General features: G+C 47.1%; 6 protein-coding genes. 4 read left to right on the plus strand and 2 right to left on the minus strand.

From position 1 onward, the window contains the following. The first annotated feature begins 146 nt into the window (after window positions 1–146). The 3 genes from J0L70_RS27315 to J0L70_RS27325 are packed head-to-tail and all read left to right on the plus strand — an operon-like array spanning window position 147 to window position 3,497. Entirely contained in the window at window positions 147–827 is a 681-nt protein-coding gene (locus tag J0L70_RS27315) for a hypothetical protein (protein WP_287456593.1), read from the plus strand. An 18-nt stretch (window positions 828–845) separates the two neighbouring features. After that, window positions 846–1,514 (plus strand): response regulator transcription factor, encoded by a 669-nt coding sequence (locus J0L70_RS27320; protein WP_287456595.1) that lies wholly within the window; start codon window positions 846–848, stop codon window positions 1,512–1,514. A 21-nt stretch (window positions 1,515–1,535) separates the two neighbouring features. After that, a complete protein-coding gene (locus tag J0L70_RS27325; RefSeq protein ID WP_287456596.1) occupies window positions 1,536–3,497 on the plus strand; it encodes a CHASE2 domain-containing protein in 1,962 nt (653 codons plus the stop codon). Here the strand turns inward: J0L70_RS27325 and J0L70_RS27330 are convergent. Further along, on the minus strand, window positions 3,489–6,422 hold the full coding sequence (locus J0L70_RS27330) for a two-partner secretion domain-containing protein (protein WP_287456597.1): 2,934 nt from the start codon (window positions 6,420–6,422) through the stop codon (window positions 3,489–3,491). The two genes, J0L70_RS27325 and J0L70_RS27330, sit on opposite strands and share 9 nt — an antisense overlap. 34 nt (window positions 6,423–6,456) lie before the next feature. Then, complete coding sequence (locus J0L70_RS27335) at window positions 6,457–9,756, minus strand: two-partner secretion domain-containing protein (RefSeq protein WP_287456598.1); 3,300 nt, start codon at window positions 9,754–9,756, stop codon at window positions 6,457–6,459. 191 nt (window positions 9,757–9,947) lie between these two features. On the opposite strand from J0L70_RS27335, the gene J0L70_RS27340 reads away from it, so the two are divergent. Continuing rightward, entirely contained in the window at window positions 9,948–12,659 is a 2,712-nt protein-coding gene (locus tag J0L70_RS27340; RefSeq protein WP_287456599.1) for a CHAT domain-containing protein, read from the plus strand. The last annotated feature ends 10 nt before the right edge of the window (window positions 12,660–12,669 follow it).

Below are 12,669 nucleotides of genomic sequence, written 5' to 3' on the forward strand. Positions count from 1 at the left end.
TGCACTTTTCTGCAAAGGTTCCTTCAGGAAAGTGCAATGAATTGAGTAGAAAGGATGAAAGCAGAGATGAAACCGCAAATTGTATGGTAGAACTATCGAAATTCAAACAGTTTCGGTCATCCCTTGCTCCAACCCTCCTTTTGACCGTGAGTTCAACCCAGCCGATCGCGAATTTATTTCAGTCCTCTGAGTCTCTGATGGAGATTCAGGACGCAATGCAGTGGTGGCATCAGCGACGATCGTTGAGGTCAGACCAGCAAGCGGCTGAAATTCGTCATCATCTGCTACAGGAGTTGTTTAGCTTGCGTCGGAGCTTGGAGTTGGCGAATTCCAACGCCGATCAGCATCAGCAATGGTTGGGAAAGGTAGAAGGACTTCAGCGATCGCTAGAGAATCTGAGCCACCAGCTTGCTCCACCCTATTTAGAGGCAAGTCTATCTCTAGCACTTCAGTTTGCGATCGAACAGTGGAAAGTGCAACATCCTGAGATTCAGTTTGAGATGCACTCGACTCATTCACAGCAACAGGATTCTCTGGAGCACAATCGAGTCATTCTCGAAGTCTTAAATGAGTGGCTCAGGCTCAATCTGCCTGTGTGTGATCTCGCGATCGCGCTAAACCATCAGGGCAATGACCATACACTGATGCTTCAGGTGAATTACGCTGATGCGGAAAAACTTGAGGCAACGCTGAAATCAGTTGAGGTGCAGTATCTAAGCCGAGTGTTTGAACTATTGATTTCAGGAAAAACTGAGGTGAAACAGCAGGGGCAGAGGGCAGTATGGTATTTTTTCTGGAAAGGGGAGAGTCCCAGTTTGAGTGCATAGTTTTTGAGGAATCAAACGATGGGTGAACCAACAGTACGAGACAAGCAGCAAAAATTTTTGGTCATCGATGATTTCGAGACGGTTCTGGATGGAACGGTTCACTCGTTGCAGCAACATTTTCCTGAAGTCGAAATTGTCACGGCTCGAACCGTTCAGGAGGCACAGGAACGATTGGCATCTCAGCCCGATCTCGTCGTGATGGATTTAGCGATCCCGGAAACCGCAGGCGATGAGCCTCGATCGGATGTAGGAGTTCAGCTTTTGCGCGAGATTCTGCAAACCAATCCAACGCTACACATTGTTGTTCAAAGTGCCTACCCCAAAGCCCTCGTTCGTCTGAAACCTGCGATTACATCTCACGATGGAGGATTTACGATCGCTGAAAAAAGCATCTCGCTCAAGGAGATGATCAAGCGTGTGGAGTGGGCATTAGATGGAATTGTCTACACGCCCAAGGAGATGCGAACCCGATTGGAGATTAAGCCAGAATGGTTGCAATTACTGAAGCTGGCGTTTGAGAAAGGGCTGACGGATCAAGCGATCGCGCAGGAGATGCGAGTTTCTGAGCGAACGGTTCGCAACTACTGGACGCAGATTCAAGATGCGCTCGGAGTCTATCCTGATCCAGGTAAGAATTTACGGGTTCAGACTCAAGTACGAGCGCGTGAAGAAGGCTTAATTGACTAACCTCCAACTCATGAATGAGATATGCGATACCTGAGAAAAGCATCCGTCCGAGAGGTTGGAAATCAGCTTCTATTGAGACGTGGGATTCTACTACCCTGGATGATTTCCGCCGCGATCGTAATCGTTGCCCGAACGTCTGGCGTTTTGCAATCCTTTGAGCGACAAGCATTAGATTCGCTGCTCCATCTGCGTCCAGCAGAACCAACTGACGAACGAGTTTTGATTGTTGGGATTGATGAGGAAGATATTCGCAGGGCAAGAACTTACCCAATTCCCGATCGAGATTTAGCTAAACTAATCCAAACTTTAAAGCAGAAGCAGCCTGCTGTGATTGGATTAGATATTTTTCGAGATCTCCCGGTTCCGCCCGGACATGCTGATCTCGTGAAAACATTTAGAGCTTCATCTCAAAATTTAGTCGGAATTGAGAAGATACTGGGAGAACAAGGAGATAGCACGATTAATCCTCCTCCAGATTTGCCACCTGACCAAGTTGGCTTCGTAGATGCGGTTCTCGATCCAGATGGAAAGTTACGACGCAGTTTACTGGGAACGCACACTAACAATGGCGACTACCGATTTTCGCTAACCATTCGATTAGCTGAACGCTATCTCTCAACTCAAAAGGGGATTAGCTTAGATAGTGGAATTCGTGACTCCATCAATATGAGATTTGGGTCTACAGAACTACAGCATCTCAGCCCTAATTCTGGCAGCTATGTCGGAGAAGATACTGGAGGTAATCAAATCTTGATTAATTTCCGCAGTGGCTCCCAACCGTTTCGAGTCGTCGCAATGAAAGAGGTGCTGTCTGGGAGTGTTCCGTCTGACTGGATTCGCGATCGCATTGTGCTGATCGGAATCATGTCTCATAGTGCGGGAGATATTGTCTACACGAATGCGATTCACAACTCGTCTGGGCTGATGTTTGGGGTAGAAGCACAGGCTCACGCAACGAGTCAAATTGTGAGTGCAGTGATCGATGGACGATCGCTCATTAGTGCTTGGGCAGACGAATGGGAATATCTATGGATTGTCGGTTGGACAGTGATTGGAATTGCGCTCGGTTGGTGGCTCAGGTTATCTCTTAGATTATTGGCTGGACTGATTTTAGCGGGTGTTCTGCTCGTTGGCGTGAGTTACGGCTTGTTAATTTTGGGGTGGTGGGTTCCGGTTGTCCCGCCGCTCCTAGTTTTTCTTGGGACGATGATCGCGTTTGGGTTTCGCTACGATCGCAACTTGAAAGATCAAATTAGTGAGCGTCAGTTTATTATTGAGCGAACTTATGATGAGATTCATCGAGGTTCATTAAATGTCCTGGCACGAATTCAGCGAAATTCGCAAGAGAAAGATACTCTGGATGATTCACTCAAGTATGAATTAGAGGAACTAGAGGACAATCTGCGAAGCATCTATAAATTCATGCAGCAGCAATTTTTGAAGAGCCATGAGTTTAAGCAGCAGTTTCTTGTTCAGAATGTGGATGTCTATCTGAATCAACTCTGGTGGGATGGATTAGAAAATCCAACGAGTGAATTGCTATATCAGGTCTTTGATGAAACGCTACAAACAGATGCGCCTGGTTTTAGAAAAATTAGAACCACGATCGAGAACTTCAAGGACTTTGACGACTGCCCACTGACTCCTAAACAAAAGCAAGCCCTTTGTCTCTTTCTAGAAGGAGCATTGCAGAATGTTGGAAAACACGCGATCGAGGCAACAGAATTGCAAATTCTCTACAAACCAAGTCAGGGTAAGCATCGATTTCAAATTATTGACAATGGACTAAAAAAGGAAGGAGCCATTAATATTTCGGGAACGTCTGATCTCTCGAAGAGCCGAGGAAGCCGACAAGCAGAAGGAATTGCGCGTCTATTGGGTGGCGAGTTTCAGCTTAAACCACTTGAACCACATGGAATGCTGTGTGAGTTAACCTGGTCTCACAAGAAGCCGAACCTCTGGTTTTTGAGAAAATTATTTTGAACATTCTCGACTCATCACGATGCGTCCGCTTGGTAGCTGATAAGCTCCCTGGGGTTCGACGATCGGATCACCAAGCTGCCAGGTCTGAGCAGATGCAGCAGGGAGAGGGCGCACGGTTCCTAAGGAGTAAGAAGAAGTAAAAGGATCTCCAGGTCGATCGCGCAATCCCTCAGCACCCGTTACAAGAAAAGTGCCGCCCTGTTCGGTACGAGCAATGCAGCTATTCGCGATTAGGGTGTCGGGATCGATCGCGGTTTGTTGCAGTTCGCTCAAGCTATTTTCGATAAAGCTCACATCAGGTAGATTCACCGTTCCACCTTGTGTTCTGCCTGTCGAAATCACTTCAACTCGATTATTTCCATTTGAAATATCTTCAGTGGTCGATCGATTAATTCCCTGTTGAATGGTCGATCTGTTAAACGCTTCTAGAAACACGGCAGGTGTCGTGAATGTAATGCTTCCACCCGCAGCATTATCAGAGCTTGCCACAATATCACTATCTCGAAAAGCAATCAAACCCGTCCCACCGACTGTAATATTCCCGCCGTCTTGTAAGCTATTTGTTCTGATATCTCCACTTCGTAACAGTGCTATGCCTGATGTGAAGCTTGGTGAAGTATTGATTTGAATATTTCCACCGGATGAGAAGGGAGCTTGTGTAGTAATGCTGCTATCAACCAGTTCTAATCTTCGACTCACATCAACCGTGAGATTTCCCGCTTGTCCTTGTCCCGCACTCTGAGCCGAGATTGATGCTCCATCAATAACGTCGAGTTGTCCAGCTTTCAGACGTAAATCGCCTGCTCGACCGCTTCCAGACGTTGCTGTAAATAATCCACTAGGTTGCCCTTGTCCATTGATTAGCAGCGCTGAACCCTCAAATTTCCCAGATTCTCGGATTATGACGTTCAAATCCCCGCCGCGCCCATTACCAAAGGTTCCTGTAGAAATAAAAGCACCATCCGAGATTGTCAGCAATCTGGTATTAACAGTGATGTCGCCTGCACTTCCTGTCTCTCCCTCAGCTTGACTAGTAATACTGGTAGACGATCGAGGAAGCACAGATACACCGTTCAAGCGAATAGAATCAGCCGTCACAAAAATACTACCAGCTTGACCAGAAGCCCTAGTGCTAGTTGAAATAAAAGCTCCGTCACGTATATTTAACTGGTTAGTCTCAATCGTAACAGCACCAGCTTGACCTGCTCCATTTGTCCGAGTATCGATCGAACTGAATAGATTAGTTGGTGATACTCCTGTGATCTCTAACAGTTTAGTAGCGTTAACAGAGATGTCTCCAGAATTTCCCTGACCCGCATTCACAAGGTTGTTAGGATCACTAAACAGTTGTTGAACAAAAGCAAAAAACTGTGGAGTGTAAAGCGAGGGATCGAGAGTATCAAAACCTAAACTTCGCGGATCAATATTGCTGGTTGACACAACGCTTCCATTGCGAATTAGGATAACAGGAGCTTTAAGAGAGATATTTCCTCCAGCACCTCCACCAATAGAGTTTGTTCTAAGAAAGGAAGTTTGTAATTCTATAACATTGGTTGCCGAAATGGTTAGATCTCGAACTCTGCTTTGTCCGAGGAAGGTTGTAGTCAGGATGCCTGAATTTTGAACACGAAAATCTCGTGTATTGATCGTAATATTACCTGGCGAACCTAGACTGGGAATAGATCCAAAACCGACAGATAACGAGGCAATGCTTGAGGCAACGGGATCAGTAGGAAGAGTAAGAAGTACTACCTCATCGGTTGCTTCAATATGAATATCTCCAGCATTACCGAAGCTGAACGCACTGATGGTACTCACTAAAGAGCTATTTCTAACATTCAGAGTTCCTGTTTTAATTTGAATACTGCTTCCACTGCCCAAGGGAATATTTGATAGATCTGGAGAGAGGGATGCTGTAGAGATTGCGGACGAATTAGAAATCTCTAAATGTAAAGCTCTAATCGAAATACCTCTCCCATCTTGGTTTCCGAAAGTGATTGACGAGATACCAGATCCATTATCTAAGGTTACTCTGTTGCCAGTAATGCTGATCGCTCCTCCGCGCAATCCGCTTGTATCAATTAAAGTACCATTTATCAGGGAGACGTTTGCAAGAGAACTTCCGTCCGGAGTCGAAGTGCTAATTTCGCTATCTCTAAAATCTAAATTAATAGTTCCAGGTGTAGCAAGACCACCGAGTTCGATGCGACTTCCTGAAGAGCTAAGTCGTCCATTATCAATGAGAACCTCTCCACCAATGAGGATCAGACTTTGGTTAGAAGGCACTTGCAAACCGAAAACAGGAGACGGTGTTCCATTTAAGGCACTAGAACTATAAACGATGCTTGCAGGTGTAGCTTGATTGAACAAGAACGCTGAAGGGTCAATCGTTAGAATAGAGTCTACAACAGCGGGATTCGTTGCGCTAAAATTTCCGCGATCGCCAAACCTAATCGCATTCGCGGTTGTCGCCACAAACGAACCACCCACATCTAGGCTTGCCGCAGGACCAAATAAGATGCCGTTGGGGCTGAGGAAGAATAAGTTAGCACTTCCCAACACGCCTAAGCGACCGAGAATTTCAGAGCGATCGCTCCCCGTCACCCGACTAAAAATATTCTGCACTCCTGCCGGGTTCTCAAAATAAGCACCTCGTAGAGCAGGAACATCAAATTGGCTAAAACTATGAAATAGATTAATATCTCGTCTTGCGCCGCCTGAAATGCGATCGCTGACTCCCCCTCGAATCACATCTCCAGTCACAACAGAGTTTTCGGCTCCTAGTGTGGCATCAGGAATCACTTGGGCATCGACGGGTGAGGCAGCAAGAGTCGAGACCGCCACAACGCTGACGGAAGTGAGCCTTGCTGCATTCTTCAATCTTTCAATACAAGCTTTGTAGTAGAAACCCGGCAAGTTCTTCATCGCCACTTTACCCTCTGTATGCAAAGGTAGAAATTTAAGAACACTTCCTGCTCATCATCACCCGACCATCCGAAAGACGATAAACGCCGCTCGGTTCCACAATTGGATCGCCTAACTGCCAAGAACGTTGAGAATTGGAAGAGTGAGGAGCGATCGCGGCAGGGTCAGGTAACGGACGAACGCTTCCGAGCGAGTAATTGGAGGTGAGCGGGTCACCGGGACGATCGCGCAATCCCTCAGCCCCCGTCACCAGGAAAGTTCCGCCTTGTTCGGTACGGGCAATACAGCTATTGGCAATGAGGGTATCGGGGTCGATCGCGGTTTGTTGTAGTTCACTCAAGCTGTTTTGAATCAAAGTTGTATCGCCCGTGGTAATGCGTCCCTCTGAAACAGTGCCTCGTGCGTTGACATCTACCCGCCCATTACCCTCAAACTGATCGCTGTTTCCTGGAGGTAGCGTTTCTGAGAAGAAAGTGCTGAGGGTGATATTTCCACCTCGTCCCTGCAATGCTCGTGCAATAATGTTACTATCGCCTAAAGCAATCACGCCTGCGCCCAAGATTGTGATGTTGCCACCGTCACCGATGATGCTACCAGGAAGCAGATTGGTTCCGCTTTCGGTTGTGATGTCGCTGTTTCGTAGCACAACAATGCCAGAACCAAAACCCTTCTCAGTATTGATAGAAATGTTGCCACCTGATGAATTGGGTGCAGCAGTAATGATACTACTATTGATCAACTCTAATCGGTCTCTCACATTTAGTTCGATGCTGCCAGCGGTTCCTTGTCCTAGACTTTGAGCCGAAATGCGAGCACGCTCTCTCAATTTCAAGTTGGTGGTCGATAGCCCAATCGAACCTCCATCACCTGTAGAGCTAGATTCTGCACTGGCAAAAATACCGCTGTTGGCACTAGTATTGGCGACTGGAGCATCAGGAAATTGAGACAATCGACTGTCGTAATTTGGATCAAGACCAGAAATTACAACATCTCTAACATGAAGTCTAATATCCCCAGCATTACCGCCGCTTAAGGTATTGGCAACGATTTGCCCTCCTCCAAGCGCTTCCAACGAATTAGCATTAATTTCGATTTTGCCGCTATCGCTGTTATTAAGAGTTTGAGCTGTGATGACTGCTCCATTTGCGATCCGTAAATGTCCCGTTGCAATGTTAATGTTGCCGCCGCGACCGCTTGCTCCTCGCTGGGTGTTAGCAAAGATGCCACTAGAGAATCCAGTCGAGCCAATTCCATCAATGTTGATAAATTCAGAAGCATTGATGTATACGTCACCCGCTCGCTCCGCTTGTCCACCAAGTAAGCCATTCCCCGCACGAAAAACTGAAGTTGCAATTTCTCCACCGTCTAGTAGAGAGAGCGTTCGGGTTGTGATATTGATGTCTCCTCCATTTCCCTGACCTCCACTTTCAACTTGACTGAAGATGTAGCTCTGCCCTATGAGAGAAATAGAATCATTAGCCCGTATGGTGATACTCCCCGCATTTCCTCTACCTGAAGTTACGGTGCTGATATCCGAAGAGTCTGTAATTCCTGTTAGTGAAAGTGAATTAGCCTGAATAGTGATGTTACCAGCACTACCACTACTACCTCTAATTGCACTAGCTGATATAATCCCTCCGTTTTGAACAACTAACTTCTTCGCTCTAATACCAATGTCGCCACCTCGTCCACTGCCTGCTGTTGTAGCAGCTAAAGCAGAACGATTTCTCCCATCTGAGGAGACACCAATGAGTTGCACTGAGTCTGAAGCATTGATAGTTAGGTTTCCAGCTTGCCCAGTAGTTCCTTCGATCGCGTTCACCGAAATGATCGGTCCATTTTCAATCGAAAGTTGTCTAGTCTTGATCTCAACACTGCCCCCGCGACCGCCGCCCCCAGTTTGAGCAGCTATGGCAGCACGAACACCTTGTTCAGTAACACCGCTCAATCTCACAAAGTCCGAAACATTTACCATTAAGATTCCACCTTGTCCTTGGCTACCGGGCAAGGTATTTGTTGAAAGGATTGCTCCATTGCGAATCGTTAACTGTCTCGCAGAGATTGAAACATTGCCACTATTTCCAATACCAGATGTTTCAGAAGCAATACGAGTTCTGGTGGCGCGACTACCCAAAGTACCACTCATCTCAATTGAATCGGCAGAGATAGTGAGATTGCCTGCATTGCCGATTGCTCCAGATTCGACAAAACTATAAATTTGGGCACCTGGTTCAGCATTGAGCGTTTTGGTGCTGATTAAGATATCGCCTGCGCTACCGGAGCGATTCGCAATTTGATAAATCCCTGATAAAACGCCAGATCGCCCTATTCCACCAAAAGACACCTGATTTGCGTTGATCGTAATATTGCCTCCATCACCAGTTCCGTCGCTTCCAGCGGTTAATCTCCCCCCGGTGGTGCCAGAAAAGGTATTTGCATTAACCGTAATGTTTCCACCCTCGGTTCCTCGCACATTCACGGTTGCATCATTTGACAAAAATACATTTGATAATTGACTTGCCGATGGAAATGAGAGATTGAAGGTGTTGTTATTGACTTCTAAACTAACGACTCCTAAACTCGCTAATCCACCTAATGCAATTTGCCCTCCGATCGCATTCAACCGTCCACCATCTAGATTTACCTCACCACCAATCAGTGCCAAACTTTGACCATTGGGAACCTGTAAACCAATTATAGGAACCCCTAAAGGTTTGGTATTACCTGTGGATGCTGTTGAATTGTTGATAATATTTCCAGTTGGAATCTGATTGAAGAGCAGAGCAGATGGATTTATTGTAAGAAGTTGTGTTGGCGCTTCAGGATTTGCTGCACTAAAGTTACCCCGATCGCCAAACCCGATCGCATTCGCCGTCGTCGCCACAAACGACCCACCTACATCCAAGCTTCCCGTCGCACCGAACAAAATGCCATTGGGATTCACAAAAAATAGATTGGCAGTGCCCAAAACTTCTGTAGAACCAGCTTGAATGACTCCCAAGCGACCGAAGATTTCAGTCCGATCGCTCCCCGTCACCCGACTAAAAATATTCTGAACACCAGTCGGATTCTCGAAATAAGCCGATCGCCCTTCAAGCACATCAAACTGGCTAAAGCTATGAAACAAATTTTGCCCACGCCTCGCACCACCAGGGATGCGATCGCTGATCCCCCCTCGGATCACATCTTCCGTGACGATCGATCCCTCAGTTCCCAATGTACCATCAGGAATAACCTGAGCATTGGCAATCTCAGCGGCGATCGCAACTGTAAAGATAGAGACGAATGCGCTAAAACCGGACTTCAACCAACCCGACCCCAGAGACAGTTTCATACCTGCGCTCCTAAAAATGCTTCTGTAGGATGCGGTGATTGGGAATTAATCTATCACTCAAAGTTTAACCAGTACGCGATCGCCTCATCAGTATTTTTCTAGGGAAAGCATCAAGGATCATCGAAGCAAAATTTGCAACAATTCACGGTAGATTAATCGTGAACCGTCAAACCCTTGCCTCTCCCTAAACCATGAAATCTCTCAGGCGCATTGCTTTTCGTCGCAGCAGGATTCGTTGGGTGCTGGTTACTATTTTTCTCAGTAGTCTTCTCTGTTGTCTCTGGATAGGGCAAGGAAAAGCAATCAGTCAAGATGGCAGGTTACTGGTACAGAAAGGTGTAGAGCAATACCAGAAAGGGAATGTGCAGAACGCGATCGCGCAATGGGAAGCCGCCCTACCGTTGTATCAAAATAATCTTAACGATCGCGTCGTTATTCTAGAAAACCTGGCAAGGGCATATCAGCGCGTTGGCAATATTGAACAAGCGATCGCTCGATGGTCAGAAGTGGTGTCTACCTACCGTCGCCTCAACAATCCACTACAAGTTGGACGGATGCTCACTGAACAGGCACAAGCATCGATTCAATTGGGGCAGTATCAAGAGGCGATTGTGCTATTGTGCAACGCGCCGCAGGAGAAAGCCTGTACGCCAGGAAGTAGCCTTCAAATTGCACGTACACTCAGCGATCGAACTGGAGAAGTCGCCGCATTGGGAAGTTTGGGAGAAGCATACCGACTCAGAGGAGGAGAGCGCGACAGTGCAGCAGGCAGTGGCAATCGACAGGCAGGAGAGTATCTAGAGCAAGGATTAAAGGTCGCCAGAGAGATTCAAAACTCCCAATTCATCACAGCATTGCTGAATAGCCTGGGAAACAATGCACTCAACCTTGCCCAGATTAACTACCGTCGCGCTAACTCCGCAGAACTTATTGGCAATGGTGAAGCAAACGAACTCAGGCAAGGCGGATTGACCAATGATCAGGAAGCCTTGAAGCGATTTCAGGAAGGAATTACTCTTGCTCAACAGCAACGAGATTCAACGAATCAGTTGAGAATGCTGATTAGCTCCATTGCACCTGCCTACCGAACGGGAAATTCCCAAAGTGCGCTCGCGCTCACCCAGCAAGCTCTCGCTCTGCTAAACCAAGTTCCTGATTCTCAAGAGAAGGTATACGCAACGCTAGATCTCACTCGCTTGCTCCAACCCATTCCCGCTGTGCAGCCCACTACTGAGCAGTCCTCGACCGCAAGACTTGTGCAACTCGGTGGCTCATTCGGGAATCAGTGCTACAGTGCGACCGTTGAACCCCAGTCTTTGCAACTCTTAGAAAATGCCGTCTCAATTGCTCAACGCATTAGCGATCCCCGTTCAGAATCGTTTGTCTGGGGTGAACTCGGTCGGATTTATGAGTGCCGCAAAGATTATAGACAGGCGCTCGATCGCACCCAGAAAGCACGCTTGACTGCTGAGCAGAACTTGAGAGCCAAAGACAGCCTGTATCTCTGGGAGTGGCAGACCGCCCGAATCTTAAAGGCTCAAGGTCAATTACCCGCCGCAATCGCAGCCTATGATAAAGCCCTCGCAACGCTAAAAGAAATCCGGGCTGACTTGCTCAATGCCAACCGAGATCTCCAGTTTGATTTCCGAGATGCAGTTGATCCACTCTATCGGCAGGCAGTAGAGCTAAGATTGGCACTTGCAGGTGATCAAAAGATCACCTCTACAAAGCAAAACAGCAAAGCTACGATCTCAACTCAGAAAAACTTAAACACGGTTCTCGAAACGATCAATGATTTAAGACTTGCAGAACTCCAGAACTATTTTGGCAATGACTGTATCATTGTTCCAGTCAGCCGAGAGCGAGTGTCGCCCGTTGCCCAAAAAGAGCGAACTGCGATCGTTAGCTCGATCGTTCTCGACGATCGAACAGCTATCATCATGCAGCTTCCGGACGGTCGCCAAGAATTCCACTGGATTGATGTAAATCGCGAAACGTTGAGACGCGAGGTGATTGATTACCGACTCAAACTAGAAGACGACTCCGAAATTGTTTTTGAGCCTAGCCAATCTATCAAGCTCTACAACTGGATCATTGCGCCCTTTGAAACTGTGCTGAAACAGTCAGAAACCAAAACGCTCGTCTTCGTTCAAGATGGGATTTTGCGGAATGTACCCATGTCGGCTTTATATAACAGCAAGACGCAGAAGTTTTTGATTGAAGAGTTCGTCGTTGCTACAACCCCCAGCCTTAGCATTACCGAAGTCGAAGTGTTCGATCGCAACAATCTGCGAGTTTTAGCGCTGGGGGTGAGTAACGCGACAGAAGTTGAGAACCAAAAATTCATTCCACTAGAGTACGTGACTCAAGAAATTCAAAGAATTGCCGCGAAGATTCCTCAAACGACCACATTGCTCAATCAAGATTTTACTCGCGATCGCCTTCAGCAAGCCCTAAAACGTCAAACTTACTCAATCCTTCATATTGCAACTCATGGGCAATTCGGAACCGAACCCAGCGATACGTTCCTGGTCACAGGCGATAGTCGAAGATTAACCATTGGTGAACTTGAACGATTTATTCGGAATGCACCCTCTAGAGGTCAAATTGACTTACTGGCTTTAACGGCTTGCGAAACAGCGGTCGGTGACGATCGCTCCGCGTTAGGGTTGGCAGGGGTGGCGGTTCAGGCTGGTGCGAGAAGTGCCTTAGCCTCTCTCTGGTCAGCCGATGATGTGACAGCCGCCGAAGTCGCAGTTCAATTCTATGCCAGTCTAGTTAGCAATTCAGGCATCAGCAAAGCAGAGGCTTTACAATCGGCGCAGATTAAAGTGCTTCGAGGACAAGAGCGAACACATCCAAGCTACTGGGCACCCTTTATCCTCATTGGCAATTGGCTTTAGTTCGCTCAGT

The sequence above is a fragment of the Leptolyngbya sp. UWPOB_LEPTO1 genome (assembly GCF_017302695.1).
Taxonomy (GTDB): domain Bacteria; phylum Cyanobacteriota; class Cyanobacteriia; order Leptolyngbyales; family Leptolyngbyaceae; genus Leptolyngbya; species Leptolyngbya boryana.